General features: G+C 65.8%; 11 protein-coding genes. 5 read left to right on the top strand and 6 right to left on the bottom strand.

What is annotated here, in order from left to right; genetic code table 11:
- Nucleotides 1–427 precede the first annotated feature (427 nt).
- Entirely contained in the window at nucleotides 428–7,537 is a 7,110-nt protein-coding gene (locus ACIP21_RS15365) for a retention module-containing protein (RefSeq protein WP_400688888.1), read from the top strand.
- A gap of 137 nt (nucleotides 7,538–7,674) precedes the next feature.
- Here the strand turns inward: ACIP21_RS15365 and ACIP21_RS15360 are convergent, their stop codons facing one another.
- A complete protein-coding gene (locus tag ACIP21_RS15360; protein WP_400688885.1) occupies nucleotides 7,675–8,040 on the bottom strand; it encodes a YbaN family protein in 366 nt (121 codons plus the stop codon).
- Nucleotides 8,041–8,047: 7 nt separating this feature from the next.
- Nucleotides 8,048–8,635 carry a YecA family protein gene (locus ACIP21_RS15355; RefSeq protein WP_039602166.1) on the bottom strand — a complete coding sequence of 196 codons (588 nt, stop codon included), beginning with the start codon at nucleotides 8,633–8,635 and terminating at the stop codon, nucleotides 8,048–8,050.
- A 244-nt stretch (nucleotides 8,636–8,879) separates the two neighbouring features.
- On the opposite strand from ACIP21_RS15355, the gene recQ reads away from it, so the two are divergent.
- Complete coding sequence (gene recQ, locus ACIP21_RS15350) at nucleotides 8,880–11,024, top strand: DNA helicase RecQ (protein ID WP_400688882.1); 2,145 nt, start codon at nucleotides 8,880–8,882, stop codon at nucleotides 11,022–11,024.
- Nucleotides 11,025–11,180: 156 nt separating this feature from the next.
- Complete coding sequence (locus tag ACIP21_RS15345) at nucleotides 11,181–11,618, top strand: MarR family transcriptional regulator (RefSeq protein WP_027921057.1); 438 nt, start codon at nucleotides 11,181–11,183, stop codon at nucleotides 11,616–11,618.
- A 117-nt stretch (nucleotides 11,619–11,735) separates the two neighbouring features.
- Here the strand turns inward: ACIP21_RS15345 and ACIP21_RS15340 are convergent, their stop codons facing one another.
- Nucleotides 11,736–13,922, bottom strand: a complete 2,187-nt coding sequence (locus ACIP21_RS15340) for a patatin-like phospholipase family protein (RefSeq protein WP_400688880.1) — start codon at nucleotides 13,920–13,922, stop codon at nucleotides 11,736–11,738.
- A gap of 68 nt (nucleotides 13,923–13,990) precedes the next feature.
- Between ACIP21_RS15340 and ACIP21_RS15335 the strand changes: the two genes are divergently transcribed.
- Nucleotides 13,991–14,272, top strand: coding sequence for a SelT/SelW/SelH family protein (locus ACIP21_RS15335; RefSeq protein WP_400688878.1), 282 nt, complete (start codon nucleotides 13,991–13,993; stop codon nucleotides 14,270–14,272).
- On the opposite strand, the gene ACIP21_RS15330 is transcribed toward ACIP21_RS15335, so the two are convergent.
- Nucleotides 14,273–15,163, bottom strand: coding sequence for a DMT family transporter (locus tag ACIP21_RS15330; protein WP_400688875.1), 891 nt, complete (start codon nucleotides 15,161–15,163; stop codon nucleotides 14,273–14,275).
- A gap of 184 nt (nucleotides 15,164–15,347) precedes the next feature.
- Nucleotides 15,348–16,112, bottom strand: coding sequence for an AraC family transcriptional regulator (locus tag ACIP21_RS15325; RefSeq protein ID WP_400688873.1), 765 nt, complete (start codon nucleotides 16,110–16,112; stop codon nucleotides 15,348–15,350).
- Nucleotides 16,113–16,237: 125 nt separating this feature from the next.
- On the opposite strand from ACIP21_RS15325, the gene ACIP21_RS15320 reads away from it, so the two are divergent.
- On the top strand, nucleotides 16,238–17,050 hold the full coding sequence (locus ACIP21_RS15320) for a UDP-2,3-diacylglucosamine diphosphatase (protein ID WP_400688870.1): 813 nt from the start codon (nucleotides 16,238–16,240) through the stop codon (nucleotides 17,048–17,050).
- An 18-nt stretch (nucleotides 17,051–17,068) separates the two neighbouring features.
- Here the strand turns inward: ACIP21_RS15320 and ACIP21_RS15315 are convergent, their stop codons facing one another.
- Nucleotides 17,069–17,380, bottom strand: a complete 312-nt coding sequence (locus ACIP21_RS15315; RefSeq protein WP_400688868.1) for an Mpo1-like protein — start codon at nucleotides 17,378–17,380, stop codon at nucleotides 17,069–17,071.
- Nucleotides 17,381–17,468: the final 88 nt, after the last annotated feature.

Here is a 17,468-nt window from a genome sequence, read left to right as displayed (position 1 = left end):
TCGTCAAAAAACCGACGATATTTATCATTCAAACCGTTTCAAGTTTGTAACAACAGAGCTAAGAACATTTAACGCGCGAGCTTAGAAGTATTTCTCATAACGCCTATGCGAAAAAAAACTTATGCGGTCTAACGAAAGCAAGACATTGTTTCATTCAAGTGAATTGGTGAGCCTATGTACTTCACGGCTTTCAAGCACTGCAGCGAGTTCCAGAATTTATACAGCTAAGGACGTGTGGCGGTTAGGTGAATGCGGTATTTGGCGACAGAAAATTGGCATTGAGTAGTGGCCAATGTGCATGATGGCTATCGCCAGATGAAGTGCCTGAGAGAACGATTCTCACCGTTGAGACAGTCGAACTCGAAGCCCTGAGCCTCCTCGCGTCCGTTATTGGCTGAAGCCGATCGGGAAGGGGAGACGTGCGCTCATGGCTAAGTTAATCGGTGTGGTCAGCAAGGTGGTGGGGCAGGTTTTCGCGGTGGCCAGCGATGGCAGCCGGCGCCCGCTGGTCGAAGGTGACCAGCTGTTTGCCGGCGAGCAACTGCAGACCGGTGCAGAGGGTGCCGTGGCGGTGCACTTGCAGAACGGTGCCGAGCTGACCCTGGGGCGCGACAGCAGCCTGCGCATGACGCCCGATCTGCTCGCCCAGCAGGCGCCCCATGTCCAGCCACATGACGCTGCACCGAGCGAAGCGCAACTGAGCGATGTGGAACGCATCCAGCGGGCGATCGCCGCCGGCGACGACCCGAGTCGGTCAGCCGAACCCACCGCCGCCGGAGCGAATGGCGGCAACGGCACTTCGGCATTGGGGGGCGGCCACAGTTTCGTCCTGTTGAGCGAAGTGGCCGCGCGGGTCGATCCGCACATCGGCTTCCCGACGGCGGGGTTCAATGGCATCCCGGAACTGGACACTCGCGAGGTGGGCGGCCTCAGCAACACGGCCCGTGACGGCAGTGACCTGCCGCCTGGGCAGCCTGAGCAGCCGGCAGCGGTCAATCATCCGGTCAACCTGCTCGGGCTGGACAACACCCCCGGCGAGCTGATCCTGAACGAGGCGAACCTGCCGCTGGGCTCGGCCAGTGACTCCGCCGCCCTGACCCAGCGCGGCAGTTTCACCGTGGTTGCCCAGGATGGCGTGTTCAACCTCAATGTGGGCGGCATCAATGTGGTGACCGCCGGTGTGGTGACCGGTGTCGGCCAGTCGATCACCACCGGGCTGGGCAATACCTTGACCATCACCGGTTACAACCCGGCCACCGGTGAAGTCAGCTACAGCTACACCCTGAATGAAAGCGGGCAGCACATCGAAGACGGCGGCGCCAAGACCCTGAGCGAGCATCTGACCGTGAGCGCCAGTGACAGCAACGGCGACGTGGCCCAGGGCTCGCTGGATGTGATCATCCATGACGACGCACCCCGGGCGGTGGATGACGGCAATGCTTTCACGGCCACCGAACAACACCTCGAACTCACCGGCAACGTGTTGCCCAACGATGTGCAAGGGGCTGACCGTGTGCCGGGCGGGCCGGTCATCGCCGGTACCTTCACCGGGACCTACGGCACGCTGGTGCTGGCGGCGGACGGTTCCTACACCTACACGCTCAATACCAACGACCCGGACTTCAAGAACCTGGGCGGTGGCGGCAATGGCGTCGAGCACTTCACCTACACGATCAAGGACGCCGACGGCGATACCAGCAGCGCGACGCTGACCCTGAATGTCAGCAACCTCAATGACCCGGTGACCCTCGACGGCCTGGACAAGCAAGGCGGCGAGCTGACCGTCTACGAGAAGCACCTGGGCGACGGCAGTTCGCCGGATGCCACGGCATTGACCCAGCAAGGCACGTTCAAGGTCACCGCGGCCGACGGCCTGCAATCCCTGACCGTGGGCGGCATCGCCGTGGTGACTGGCGGCGTGGCGGCAGGCTTCCCGCAATCGGTGGTGACGCCGCAAGGCAACACGCTGACCATCATCGGCTATGACCCGGGCACGGGCGTGGTCAGCTACAGCTACACCCTGACCGCCAATGAAAGCCACCCCAATGGCGACGGCAGCAACAGCATCAGCGAGCACTTCGCGGTGGTCGCCAAGGATGTCGACGGCAGCACCGTCACCGGCAGCCTGGACGTGAACATCGTCGATGACGTGCCGAAAGCAGTCGATGACGGCAATGCCGTCACTGCCACCGAACAGCACCTCGAACTCACCGGCAACGTGTTGCCCAACGATGTGCAAGGGGCTGACCGTGTGCCGGGCGGGCCGGTCATCGCCGGTACCTTCACCGGGACCTACGGCACGCTGGTGCTGGCGGCAGACGGTTCCTACACCTACACGCTCAACACCAATGACCCGGACTTCAAGAACCTGGGCGGTGGCGGCAATGGCGTGGAGCACTTCACCTACACGATCAAGGATGCCGATGGCGACACCAGCAGCGCGACGCTGACCCTGAACGTCAGCAACCTCAATGACCCGGTGACCCTCGACGGCCTGGACAAGCAAGGCGGTGAACTGACCGTCTACGAGAAGCACCTGAACGACGGCAGCGCGCCGGATGCCACGGCATTGACCCAGCAAGGCACGTTCAAGGTCACCGCGGCCGACGGCTTGCAATCCCTGACCGTGGGCGGCATCGCCGTGGTGACTGGCGGCGTGGCGGCAGGCTTCCCGCAATCGGTGGTGACGCCGGAAGGCAACACGCTGACCATCCTCGGCTACGACCCGGGCACGGGCGTGGTCACCTACAGCTACACCCTGACCGCCAATGAAAACCACCCCACTGGCAACGGCAGCAACAGCATCAGCGAACACTTCGCGGTGGTCGCCAAGGATGTCGACGGTAGCACCGCCAATGCCAGCCTGGACGTGAACATCGTCGATGACGTGCCGCACGCCGAGGCCGACGCTACCGGCGTGGCCAAGGGCGACGTGGTGCGCGGCAACGTGATGTACAACGACGTGGTCGGCGCCGACGTGCGTGGCGACGGCAACTACGTGGTCGGTGTACGCGCCGGCAGCGATACCTCCACCTCGGCCATCGGCCAGCTGAACACCCAGGTGCAGGGCCAGTACGGCTACCTGACCATCGATGCCCAGGGCAACGCCGAGTACCACTCCAACCCCAATGTCGCGTCGCCCCGGGACGCCCTGGATACCTTCGTCTACACCATCCGCGACGCCGATGGCGACGAGAGCACCACGACCATCACCATCAACGTGCACAATTCGCTGATGGCCTGCGAGGACCGCGACGTCACGGTCTACGAGAAGGCGCTGGACACCCACAAGGACGGCAACGACCTGGCGGCGGGCAGCGTGACGGGCAGTGATCCGGATTCCACCGCCGAGACGGCCAGCGGCACCCTGGCCGACTCCGCCAGGGGCGGCGTGGGCGCATTGACCTTCACCTTGGTGGGCGATGCCGTAGGCCAATACGGCCAACTGCACCTCAACACGGATGGCTCCTACACCTACACCCTCACGTCGCCGGCCAGTTCGTCGCCACAGGCGAACGACGGCCCGAACACCGTGACCGAAACTTTCACCTACCAGGTGCAGGATTCGCTCGGCAATACCACCACCAGCACCCTCGTCATCTCCATCGTCGACGATGTGCCGCAGGCTGGCGCGGACTACACCGGGGTGGCCAAGGGCGACGTGGTGCGCGGCAACGTGATGTACAACGATGTGGTCGGCGCCGACGTGCGCAGCGACGGCAACTACGTGGTCGGCGTGCGCGCCGGCAGTGATACTTCGAGCTCGGCCATCGGCCAGCTGAACACCCAGGTGCAGGGCCAGTACGGCTACCTGACCATAGACGCCCAGGGCAATGCCGAGTACCACTCCAGCCCCAGCATCACGGCACCGCAGGACGCCGTGGACAGTTTCGTCTACACCATCCGCGACGCCGATGGTGACGAAAGCACAACCACCATCAACATCACCGTGCACAACTCGCTGATGGCCTGCCAGGACCGTGACGTCACCGTCTACGAGAAGGCGCTGGACACCCACAAGGACGGCAACGACCTGGCCGCTGGCAGCGCCACCGGCAGCGACCCGGCCTCCACTGCGGAAACGGCGACAGGCACCCTGGCCGATTCGGCCCGGGGCGGTGTCGGCACATTGACCTTCACTCTGGTGAGCGACCCTGTAGGCCAGTTCGGCCAGCTGCACCTGAACGCCGACGGTTCCTACACCTATACGCTTACGTCCCCGGCCACTACCACGCCACACGCCAACGATGGCGCGAACACGGTCACCGAATCCTTTACCTATCAGGTGCAGGACTCCACCGGCAACACCGTTACCAGCACCATTATCGTCAGCATCGTCGACGACGTGCCCCAGGCCAACGCCGACTATGTCAGCGTCGGCAAAGGTGACGTGGTGCGTGGCAACGTGATGTACAACGACGTGGTGGGTGCCGACACCGTCAGCGACGGCCATTACGTGGTTGGCGTGCGCGCCGGCAGCGACACCACCAGCTCGGCCGTCGGCCAGTTGAACACTCAGGTGCAGGGCCAGTACGGCTACCTGACCATCGATGCCCAGGGCAATGCCGAGTACCACGCCAGCCCTGACGTGGTGGCGCCTCGCGATGCGCTCGACAGCTTCGTCTACACCATTCGCGACGGTGATGGAGACGAAAGCACCACGACCATCACCATCAACGTGCACGACCCACGCCTGGAAGCCTGCGAGAGCCGCGAGCTCACCGTGTTCGAGAAGGCCCTGGACCTGCACAGGGATGGCAACGACCTGGCTGCCGGCACCACCACCGGCAGTGACCCCAGCTCGCCTGGCGAGACAGCGTCCGGCACGCTGGTCGGCTCCGTCGTCGGTGGCGTCGGGGCATTGACCTACAGCCTGGTGGGCGATGCCGTCGGGCATTATGGCCAGATCAGCATCAACCCCGATGGCAGCTACACCTATACCTTGACCTCGCCGGCCAACACCCCGGGCGCAGACTCGACCATCGAGTACTTCACCTACCAGGCCACCGACACCCGCGGCAACAGCATCACCAACAGCATCGCCATCACCATCGTCGACGATGCGCCGCAGGCCGTCTGCGCCGAGCGCAGCATCACCCCGGGCCAGGTCGACTCGAACATCCTGCTGGTGATCGATGTCTCCAGCAGCATGGCCTCTGCCTCCGGCGTACCGGGGTTGAGCCGTCTCGAGCTGGCCAAGCAGGCGATCAGCGCGCTGCTCGACAAGTACGACGACATGGGCGACATCCGGGTGCAGATCGTCACCTTCGGCACTGGCGCACAGGTCCAGGCGGCCCAATGGCTGACCATCGACCAGGCCAAAGCCATCGTCAGTGGCCTGCATGCAGGTGGCGTGACCCATTACGACGCCGCGACCACTGCTGCGCAGACGGCCTTCGCCGAGGATGGCAAGCTGGGGGGCGCGCAGAATGTCAGCTACTTCTTCTCCGATGGCGCGCCCACCAATGGCCATGCGATCAGCGGCGCCCGCGAAACCAGCTGGGAATCCTTCCTCGACAGCAACGGGATCAAGTCCTACGCCATCGGCATGGGCAAGGACGTCAACGAGAGCAACCTGAACCCGCTGGCCTACGATGGCACCAGCCACACCGACACCGACTCGGTGGTGGTCACCGACCTCAGCCAACTCAATGGCGTGCTGTCGGGCACCGTGCTCGGCGCTTCGATCACCGGCAGCCTCATGAGTGGCGGCACCTTCGGCGCCGACGGTGGCTTCATCAAGGCCTTGCTGGTGGACGGCACCACCTACACCTTCGACCCGAAAGCCAATGCCGGCCAGGGCGGCTACCTGGCCAGTGGCGGTGCCGACAAGGCCAGCTTCGACACCACTGGCAATACCCTCACCATCAAGACCGGCCTGGGCGGCAGCTTGGTGGTCGACATGGACACCGGCGAGTTCACCTACACCTCGCCCAAGGGCGGCGATGGCACCCAGGTCGAGCGCTTCGGCTTCACCGTCAGCGACAACGACGGTGACACCAGCAGCGCCAGCCTGCTGGTGCGGGTCGGCAGCAACCATGCGCCGGTGGCCGCGGCCGACCACATCATCACCAACATCAGCGGCCCTGCCAGCATCAAGGTGTCGGCCGAAGTGCTGCTGGCCAACGACAGCGACGCCGACCACGATCGCCTGAGCGCCGCGCCGATCACCTTCAACACCAATTTTGCCGACAAGGGCGCCGGCTTCAGCAGTGGCGGCGCGATCCAGAGCATCGCCTTCGATGGCAAGGGCAACTCGTCCGACAACCAGTTCAAGGCGCTGGACCGCAGCGCCTTCACCACCTCGGCCGGCACCATGACCGCCGCGCTGATGGTGCTGGGCTACCTTGGCAATGTCGCCAGCGGCAATGCCAACGCCGAGGACGTGATCACCGTCAGCCTGCGCAAGGGCGAGACGCTGCAGCTGGACCATGATCGCCCCACCGGCAACCTCGGCCTGGAATGGAAGGATGCCAGCGGCAGCTACCAGCCCATCGCCGATGGCGGCAGCTTCACCGCCAGTCATGACGGGGTCTACAGCATCCATGTGATCAACCAGGCCGACCCGATCGGCAACAGCAAGGCTGCCGAGAGCTACAAGCTGAGCCTGGTGGTCGACTACAGCAATGCCGTCAACGAGGTGCACCAGGCCAGTTACTCGCTCAGCGACGGCCATGGCGGCAGCGCGATCGGCGCGGCGGACATCAGTTACCAGTCCGGCTCGACCCTCAACGGCACGACCGGCGACGATGTGCTGATGGCGAACAATGCCGACACCGTCCTCAACGGTGGGGACGGCCATGACGTGCTGGTGGGGGGCGCAGGCAACGACCAGTTGTACGGCGGCAATGGCGATGACCTGTTGATCGGCGGGCCTGGCAACGATCTGCTCGACGGCGGAGCCGGCAATGACACCGCCAGCTATGCCTCGGCCACCGCCGCGGTCAACGTCGACCTCAGCCTTGGCGGGCCGCAGAACACTGGTGGTGCCGGGGTCGACACGCTGACCCGCATCGAGAACCTGATCGGCTCCGACTACAACGACAGCCTGATCGGCAATGCCGGCGACAACCTGCTCGATGGCGGCCTGGGCAACGATGTGCTCAAGGGCGGTGACGGCAACGACATCCTCATCGGCGGCCCGGGCAATGACCTGATGACGGGCGGCAACGGCAACGACACCTTCGTCTGGCACAAAGGCGATGCCGGGCATGACACGGTCACCGACTTCACCCCGGGCAGCGACCACCTCGACCTGTCGCAGCTGTTGCAGGGCGAGAATGCCACGGCGGCCTCGCTGGACGACTACCTGCACTTCAAGGTCAGCGGGGCGGGCAGCAACGTGGTCTCGACCATCGAGGTCAGCAGCGTGGCCGGCGCGGCGCCGACCCAGACCATCGACCTGGCCGGCGTCGACCTGGCCCAGCATTACGGGGTCACGGCGGGGGCGGGTGGGGTGATCGCGGCGGGGCAGGATACCGCCACCATCATCAACGGGATGATCAATGACCATTCGTTGAAGGTGGATACGGTGTAAAGGATTCGCCTTGGGGCGCCTGTGCGGGCCCCTTCGCGGGTAAACCCGCTCCCACAGGGAAAGCGCCAGTCTTGAGACCTGTGCAATCCCTGTGGGAGCGGGTTTACCCGCGAAGAGGCCCGCACAGGCAACAGGTGTCAGCCAGGTCGGCGCAAGGTCTTCTGCTTGAGGATGTAGGCACTCACCAGCACCGCGCTGGTGAGCATGAAGGCCCTGGCCCAGAACAACGGCACCAGGTAGCACGACAGCCCGATGCTCGCCCACATCAGGCCGATGGCGTAGACCTTGCCCTTGAGCGGGATGCCCTCGCCACTGAGGTAGTCACGGATCCACGGCCCCAGCCTGGGGTGGTTGACCAGCCAATGGTGAAAGCGCGGCGAGCTGCGGGCGAAGCAGGCCGCCGCCAGCAGCAGGAACGGGGTGGTGGGCAACACCGGCAGGAAGATCCCCAGCACCCCCAGCGCGACACTGAGCCAGCCGATGGCCAGCAGCAGGTAGCGCACGGCCGACTCAGTGGTGGCGTGGCTTGAGCAGCGCCGGCTTCTCGTCGGGTGCGTGCAGCAGCAGGAACAGCGCGCTCAGTGCTTCCGGGATCTGCACGATCATGTCGTCCTGCAGGTTGGCGTTGCTGGCGATGTCGGCGAACTCGGGCTGCTCGTCGAACAGGCCGGAACCGACCATGATCGGCAGCAGCATCTCGCTGACTTCCTCTTCGGCGTTTTCGAACCAGGCTTCCTCACGCAGGAACACACCCTCCATGAAGCCGATGCACCAGCCGCGCAGGTCGGAATCGTCCGGCTCGTCGGTCAGGTCCAGCTCGCAGGGCAGGTCGAATTCCTCGTCGCTGGCCAGCTGGCGAGCGATGTGGCCCTTGAGTGCCACCAGGGTCGCCTCGATCTCGGTGCGCTGGGCATCGCTGGCGTAATGGGGTTCTTCGGCGAACAGCGCGTCGATCCATTCGCGCTCGGGGACGTCCTCCGAGCAGATCGACAGCGCGGTCAGGTAGCCGTGGGCGGCGACGTAGTCCAGCGCTTCTTCGTGCAGCTCGTCGGCGTCGAGGAAGGCTTGCAGGCGGGTCAGTTGCTCGGCGAAGGACATTACAGGGCTACCTTGGGGGAATAAACGATAGTGAATTCTAGCACCTTGAGGCGCTGGCGGGGGAAGGAGACGTCTGTCACCGGGCATCCTGCCGAGGGCGGCACTGCGGTATACTCCGGCGTTTTTCATCCAGGGGCGGCGATTGCCCGCCTGCTGGCAAAAGCCGCTTACGCTTTAGGCGTGTGCGGAGCGGGTTTTTCGTCCAGCCTGTGTCCAGGATGGTACGGCGATTTTGGAGTTGCACATGCTCGAACAGGCTCAGCGCGTTCTCAAGGATATCTTCGGCTACGACAGTTTCCGTGGGCGCCAGGCTGCGATCATCGAATGCGTGGCCAACGGCGGCGATGCGCTGGTCTTGATGCCCACCGGTGGCGGCAAGTCGCTGTGCTTCCAGGTGCCGGGGTTGCTGCGCCCGGGCCTGACCGTGGTGGTCTCGCCGCTGATCGCGCTGATGGACGACCAGGTCGCCACCCTTGACGAGCTGGGCGTGGCCGCCGCAGCGCTGAACTCCACCCTGACCGCCGAGCAGCAGCGTGACCTGGCCGGGCGCCTGCGCCGGGGCGAGGTGAAGATGCTCTACCTGGCGCCGGAGCGCCTGGTGCAGCCGCGCATGCTGGATTTCCTGCGTGACCTCGACATTTCCCTGTTCGCCATCGACGAAGCCCACTGCGTGTCGCAATGGGGCCACGACTTCCGCCCGGAATACCTGCAGCTGGGCCAGCTCGCCGAGCTGTTCCCCCATGTACCGCGCATCGCCCTGACCGCCACCGCCGACATGCGCACCCGCGAGGAGATCGTCCAGCGCCTGCACCTGCAGGGCGCCGAGCGCTTTCTGTCGAGTTTCGACCGGCCGAACATCTTCTACCGCATCGTGCCCAAGGAGTCGCCGCGCAAGCAACTGATGGCGTTCCTCGGCGAGCGCCGCGGCAACGCCGGCATCGTCTACTGCCTGTCGCGCAAGAAGGTCGACGAAACCGCCGCGTTCCTCTGCGAGCAGGGTTTCCCGGCGCTGCCGTACCACGCCGGCCTGGCCGCCGAGACCCGCGCCGCCAACCAGCACCGCTTCCTCAACGAGGAAGGGCTGATCATGGTCGCCACCATTGCCTTCGGCATGGGCATCGACAAGCCCAACGTGCGCTTCGTCGCCCACCTCGACCTGCCCAAGTCGCTCGAGGCCTATTACCAGGAAACCGGCCGGGCCGGCCGTGATGGCCTGCCCTCGGACGCCTGGATGGCCTACGGCCTGCAGGACATGGTGATGCTCAAGCAGATGCTGCAGAACTCCGAAGGTGACGAGCGTCACAAGCGCATCGAGCAGCACAAGCTCGACGCCATGCTTGCCCTCTGTGAAGAAACCCGCTGCCGCCGCCAGTCGCTGCTGGCCTATTTCGATGAAACCCTCGAACAGCCGTGCGGGCATTGCGACAACTGCGTCGACCAGATCCAGACCTGGGACGCCACCGAGCCGGCCCGTCAGGCCCTGTCGGCGGTGTTCCGCACCGGCCAGCGCTATGGCGTCGGCCACCTGGTCGACGTGCTGCTGGGCAAGGACACCGAGAAGGTGCGCAACTTCGGCCACGAGAAACTCTCGGTGTTCGGCGTCGGCAAGAGCCTGGCCGAGGCCGAGTGGCGCTCGCTGTTCCGCCAGCTGGTCGCGCGCGGCCTGGTCGACATCGACCTCGAAGGCTACGGTGGCCTGCGCCTCTCCGACAGCTGCCGGCCGCTGCTGCGCGGCGAGGTGAACCTGCAGTTGCGCCGTGACCTCAAGCCGCAGACCGTGGCCAAGTCGTCCTCCAGCGGCGGCAGCCCGGCCAGCCAGCTGGTGCGTGCCGAGGAGCGCGAGCTGTGGGAGGCGCTGCGCACCCTGCGGCGCAAGCTGGCCGAAGAGCACAGCGTGCCGCCCTACGTCATCTTCCCCGACTCGACCCTGCTGGAAATGCTGCGCAGCCAGCCGACCAGCCTCAGCGACATGGCCCAGGTCAGCGGTGTCGGCGCACGCAAGCTGGAGCGCTACGGCCAGGCGTTCCTCGAAGTGCTCAACGGCGCGGGTGGCACCGAGGAGGCGCCGAAGGTGGTGCTCGACCTGCGTCACGAGCTGGTCAGCCTGGCCCGCGCCGGCATGACCCCGGCGCAGATCGCCGGCCAGCTGAACTGCAGTGAGAAGAATGTCTACAGCCTGCTGGCCGAGGCCCTTGGGCGTCAGGAGCTGAGCCTGGAGCAGGCGCTGGACCTGCCCGAAGACCTGATGATGGAGGTGCAGGACGCCTTCCTCGATGGCGAGGGCGAGCTACCACCGGTAGCGGCGATCGCCCCGCTGTTCAGCGGGCGAGTGGCGGAGGGCGTGCTGTACTGCGTGCGTGCGGCGCTGGCGGCGGAGTTCGAGCTTTGATGACGGGCCGCGCCCTGATTGGAGACATTTCGGACATCCGCTGAGTGTTGTCATCCTTTTTGACGATTATCAGACGTTTCCGCCCGCCGCAGCCTTGCCTGATGGCCCGGGGCATGGTTAGCTGGCTAATAATTAGTTCTAGTCAATGAGTTGCCTATGCCCCTGACCGACAACCAACACCGCTTTGGCATGCAGCTGGCCCAGATGTCCCGGGGCTGGCGTGCCGAACTGGACCGCCGCCTGGCCGGGCTCAACCTGTCCCAGGCGCGCTGGCTGGTGTTGCTGCACCTGGCCCGTTTCGAGGAGGCGCCGACCCAGCGTGAGCTGGCGCAGAGCGTCGGGGTCGAGGGCCCGACCCTGGCACGCCTGCTCGACAGCCTGGAAAGCCAGGGGCTGGTGCGGCGCCAGGCGGTGCTGGAGGATCGGCGGGCGAAGAAGATTCTGCTGTGCCCGCCGGCCAAGCCGCTGATCGAGCAGATCGAAACCATCGCCAATGCCTTGCGCCTGGAGTTGTTCACCGGGGTGGACGAGGCGGACCTGGAAGTGTGCATGCGCGTGCATGCCAAGATCCTCGCCAACCTCGAAAAATCCTGAGGCGTCGGGGGCTGCTTTGCAGCCCTTTCGCGACGCAAGGCCGCTCCTACAGGGGGCGCGTTCTCTCGGTAGGAGCGGCCTTGCGTCGCGAAAGGGCCGCAAAGCGGCCCCGGCGATCTAGAAGGTATGCCCCAGGTTCAGATACAGCGCATGCTCATGGGCACTGTTGGCGCCATAGCTCAGGTTCAGCGGCCCCAGCGGCGTCTCCAGCCCCAGGAACACGCTGGCCGCATTGATGTAGCCACTGTCGAATTCATTGTCGTTGTTCCACGCCCGCCCACGTTCCAGCGAGCCGCCGATATACAGCGGGAAGTCCAGCGGCAGGTACGCCCGTGGCGTCAGCCTGCGGTAATACACCATCCGCAGCAGGCTGATGTTCTGCCCTGACACCGAGTCCTGGCGGAACCCCGACAGCTCCCGCGCGCCGCCGATGACGAAACTCGAGGTCACCACTTCCGTGGCGTCCAGCGTGCGGCCGTAGCGCCCGCCGAGCACGAAGGTGTTCGGCCCGCTGCTGAGGGCCTTGTCCAGGTTGAGCAGCCACTGGCGGTATGCCTGGTCCGAGTCCAGCGACTTGTCGTACTTGCGCAAGGTCAGGCCGATGTCCTCGCCACGGTGCGGGAAGTACACATTGTCGAAGGTATCGAACGAGTACTTCAGCTCATAGAAGCCCTCGTTGAAACTCACGCCGGGCAAGTCCTGGTCGCCAATGCGCACCTCGGCCTCGCCCCACGCCTTGCCCACCCCCAGGCGCACTTCGCCGGAGGTGCCGATCTGTCGGCCGAGGTTGAGGCCGAAGCCATAGCGTTCCAGGCGGTACTCGGCGACCGGGTCGTTGTCCAGGGTGGCCTCGATGTTCTGCGAGCCGAAGTCCAGGTAGGGCGCGACGAAATAGCGCGAGCCCACGTCCAGCGGCTGATAGAACTCGCTGTACAGCGCCTGCTGGTCGCCGATCTGGGCGCGCGTCAGCCATTCCGCGCCCAGCCGGTTGATGCCGTTGACCCGGTAGCTGGCACCGAGGTTGAAGGCGCTGTCGCCGCGCAGGTCGTCCGACAGGTTCAGGCCCAGGCGCAGGTAGTCGGTGCCGCCGCGCTTGCCGCGGGCGTTGATCACCAGGGTGTTGTCGTCGCCCTTGTGCACCACGCGGTACTGCACCCGGTCGAAGTAGTCCAGGCCATAGAGGGTGCCCATGTCGGTCTGCAGGCGGTCGAGCCGCAACGGCTCGCCGATCGGCTGGCGGATGTAGTAGCGGATCACGTCGTCGCTGACCTTGGAGTCGTTCTCGATCCTGATCGCGGTGATGACCGGGGTGCGCTGGCGCGGCGAACGGGCCACCGCCAGGCTGGCATCGCCCTCGGGCTGGCGCAGCGCCGTCAGGCGCGGGTCGAGCAGCCGGGTGGCGCGGTAGCCGGCGTCGATCATGTCCTGGGCGCGGCCGAAGTCGGTGACGCCAAAGGCAGCCAACTGCGGCTGGACGAGGATATCGTCGCGCCGCAGGCTGGCCAGCTGTTCCTCGGAGTTGCGCCGGGTCATCAGGGTGATCGACTGGTTGAGCACATCCACCACCGTGGCCAGTTGCTTGCGGTCGCGCAGCGGCGTGCCGATGTCGGCCACGATGACCAGGTCGACGCCCATGTCGCGGGCCACGTCGACCGGGATGTTGTCGGTCATGCCGCCGTCCACCAGCAGCCGGCCATCGAGCTCGACCGGGGCGAACACCGCCGGGATCGACATGCTGGCGCGGATCACCTGGGGCAGGTGGCCGCGGCGAAACACCACCTTTTCCCCGCTGGCGATGTCGGTGGCGACGGCGCGGAAGGGGATCGGCAGCTTGTCGAAGTCGCGGGTGTCGGCGGTGTGGGCCAGCTTGCTTTCCAGCAGCAGCGCCAGGTTCTGGCCCTGGATCACGCCCAGCGGCAGGCCGAGGCTGCCGTCGTCGCGAAAGCTCAGCTTCTGCTTGACCAGGAAGTCGCGGTCATCCTGCTTGCGGCGGAACGGCACGTCAGCGCGTGGCGGAGCATCGGACAGCGCCTGCTGCCAATCGAGGGTGGTGGCGAGCGTTTCCAGTTCCTCGATGCTGTAGCCGGAGGCGTACAGCCCGCCGATCACTGCGCCCATGCTGGTGCCGGCGATGGCATCGATGCGCACGCCCTGCTGCTCCAGGGCCTTGAGCACGCCGATGTGGGCCAGGCCACGGGCCGCGCCGCCGGACAGCACCAGGCCGACCTTGGGGCGCGCGGCCTCGGTGGCGGATACGCAGAGGGAAGTGAGCGTCAGCAGGAGGCAGAACAGCAGGCGGCGCATCGTGAGTCTCAAACCAGGGGCTAAAGACCGCTAGTATAAGCGGCCCCTCACCCGGAGATGCCCCGACCATGGCAGACAGCAAACCCGAAATTGTCATCACCTATTGCACCCAGTGCCAATGGCTGCTGCGCGCCGCCTGGCTGGCCCAGGAACTGCTCAGCACCTTCGCCGACGACCTCGGCCGGGTGGCGCTGGAGCCCGGCACCGGCGGCAACTTCCGCATCACCTGCGATGGCGTGCAGATCTGGGAGCGCAAGGCCGACGGCGGCTTCCCCGAGGCCAAGGTGCTCAAGCAGCGGGTGCGCGACCGGATCGACCCGCAACGTGACCTCGGCCACAACGATCGCTGATCAGGCGCCCTCGGCCACGGTCTTGGGCCGGGGCGGCTGTTCGGCGGCCATGCGGCTGGACAGCACGATGGCGAAGATGATCAGCACGCCGCCCAGCAACATGCGCAGGCTTGGCGTTTCGGCGAACACCGCCCAGGCCACGGCGATGCCGTAGATCGGCTCCATGGCGAACACCACGGCGGCGGTGCGGGCCTTGATCACCGCCAGGCTGGCGACGAACAGGCTGTGGGCGACGCCGGTGCAGAAGATGCCGAGCAGGGCGATCCACAGCCAGTCCATGGCGGCCACCTGGCCCAGGCCCGGGGCGGCGAACGGCAACAGGCACAGGCCGACCACCAGGTTCTGCCACAGCGCCGCCTGCACCGCAGGCAGGCGCCCGGAGCCGGCGCGGTTGGTCAGCGACAGCAGCGAGAACAGCAGGCCCGAGAGCAGGGCCCAGAGCAGGCCGCCGGTGGCCTGGCTGGCCAGGTCGAATGCGGGGGTGACCAGGATCAGGCCGATGCTGACCAGCACCACCAGCACGGTTTCGTTGCGGCGGATGCGCTCGCGGAACAGCAGGCCTTCGAGGATCACGGTGAAGGCCGGGAAGCTGGCGAAACCCAGGGTGGCGATGGCCACGCCACCGACCTTCACGGCGATGAAGAAGCTGACCCAGTGGCCGGCCAGGAGCACGCCGCCGAGCAACAGGCGACGCGCGTCCTGGCCGCTCAGGCGGCGCCAGCCGGGGCCGGTGAGGCTGGCGAACAGGGCCAGGGCGATGACCGCGAAGGCGGCGCGGCCGAAGACGATGATGGCCGGGCTGGCGCTGGCGGCGAGTTTGCCGAAGACGCCGGTCAGGCCGAAGAACAGCGCGCCGATGTGCAGGGCGCCGAGGGCGGTGCGGTGGTTCATGGTGGGTCCTTGCTCAAGATCTCTACTGGCTGTGCCGGCCCTTTCGCGGGTAAACCCGCTCCCACAGGTACTGTGCAGCCCCTGAATGCGATGCGATACCTGTGGGAGCGGGTTTACCCGCGAAAGGGCCGGCACAGGCGCAGTGTAAGGCGTCAGGCCAACATGTTCTGTCGCCATCCTGCCGTCAGTTGTCGCCAGACGCGCGCCGCAAGGCCAAGGGCGAGCACCCGAACGCCCGCAGCATCGCCGCCGAAAACGCACTCTGCGAGCCATACCCCACCTGCGCCGCGATCTCCCCCATCGGCAGCAACGTCTGCACCACCAGCCGCCGCGCCTTGAGCAACCGCCGCTGACGAATGTAGTCCATCGGTGTCATCGCGCATTCAGCGCTGAACCGCGCATGCAGCCGTGCCGTGGACAGCCCGGCAATCCGCGCCAGGTCGGCGACTTGCAGCGGATAGGCCGCCTGCCGCTCGATATGTGCATCGAACGCGGCATAGGGCAACCGCTGGCTGGGCGTGACCACGGCCGAGGCCATGGGGTTGAGGCTGGCCAGCAGCAACACCGCGCCTTGCCGGGCAATCAGCGGGTCGCCCATGGGGCTGCTCGCCAGCCAGTCCACCAGTTGCTGCTGGCGCTCATCCAGCGCCCGTGCCCCCGGCTGATCGAGCAGGCGTCGGCTGGCCTCGGCGTGGGCACCCAGTTGCTCGTGAAGCCAAGGCTCACCCGGCACGTCCAGCACCAGGCAGTCGCTGCCGCCATCGCTGCCGCAGGTGTGATGGGCACCGGCGGGCACCACGACCAGGCCTTGGCGGGCAACCCTGGCACCCTGGCCCTGCACCTCGAACTCCAGGCGGCCGCGCAGGCCGAACACCAGTTGCGGGTGTTCGTGGCTGTGGGCGATCAGCTCGTCGCGGTAGTGGCGCAAGGAAAGTATCTGGCCGGCCATGGGGTGTCCTCGTGGGCTGTGCTCCATTGTGCCCCATCGCGCGCACGCCATCACTCGTCACGGCATTGCCACCAACCTGTCATCTGTGCCTGCCAGTCTCCAGCAAACAGCGCCGGAGCCCGCCCATGAGCCATGCCGAACTCTCACGCCCGTCGCGCAAGCAGCGCGTGCGCACCCTGTGGATCTCCGACGTGCACCTGGGCACCCGGGACTGCCAGGCCGAACACCTGTCACAGTTCCTCAAGGGCTACCAGGCCGACCGCATCTACCTGGTCGGCGACATCATCGACGGCTGGAAACTGCGCGGCGGCATCTACTGGCCGCAGGCGCACACCAACGTCATTCGCCGCCTGCTGACCATGAGCAAGCGCGGCACCGAGGTGATCTACGTCACCGGCAACCACGACGAATTCCTGCGCCGCTATTCCAAGCTGATGCTCGGCAACATCCATCTGGTGGACGAGGCCGAACACCTGACCGCCGACGGCCGCCGCTTGCTGGTGATCCATGGCGACCAGTTCGACGTGATCACCCGCTACCACCGCTGGCTGGCTTTCCTCGGTGACCGCGCCTATGAGTTCACCCTGGTGCTCAACCGTTGGCTCAACCACTGGCGGGCCCGTTACGGGTACGGTTACTGGTCGTTGTCGGCGTACCTGAAGCACAAGGTCAAGGGCGCAGTGAACTTCATCAGCGACTTCGAGGACGCCATCGCCCACGAATGCACCCGCCGGGGGTTCCACGGGGTGGTGTGCGGGCATATCCACCATGCCGAAATTCGCCAGGTGGGGGAGGTGGAGTACCTCAACTGCGGCGATTGGGTGGAGTCGTGCACGGCGCTGATCGAGCACTGGGATGGCAGCATCGAGCTGTATCGGCTGGCCGATGCCCAGGCGCGTCAGGCCGAACAGGCGTCTGCCTTGCGCGAGCCGGCCTGAGCCGGCGGTTGCCGCCGGCTACAGGCTGATCCTGCCGAGCAGGATGTCGCGGAACATGGCGAAATCACCGACCAGGCTGTACCAGGGATGGCTGAAGGTGGCCGGTCGGTTCTTCTCGAAGAAGAAATGCCCGACCCAGGCGAAGCCGTACCCGCAGAGCGGCACTGCCAGCAGCAACAGCCACTTGCCACTGCCGATGGTGTAGGCCAGCAAGGCGATCACCAGGCTGGTGCCGACAAAGTGCAAGCGCCGGCAGGTAGGGTTGTTGTGCTCCCCCAGATAATACGGATAGAACTCGGCGAAACTGCGGAACGGGCTAGTGCTGGTCATGGGCAGTGCTCCGGGATTATCACTTTTGGACAGGATACACGGCGTGGAGCCTGAATCGAGTCTAGAGTCATTGGCGGGCCCGGCCAGT

It is taken from the genome of Pseudomonas sp. NPDC089401 (assembly GCF_044749485.1).
GTDB lineage: Bacteria > Pseudomonadota > Gammaproteobacteria > Pseudomonadales > Pseudomonadaceae > Aquipseudomonas.
The sequence above is the reverse complement of the archived record's forward strand: the minus strand, read 5'-3'. Positions and strand labels throughout refer to the sequence as shown.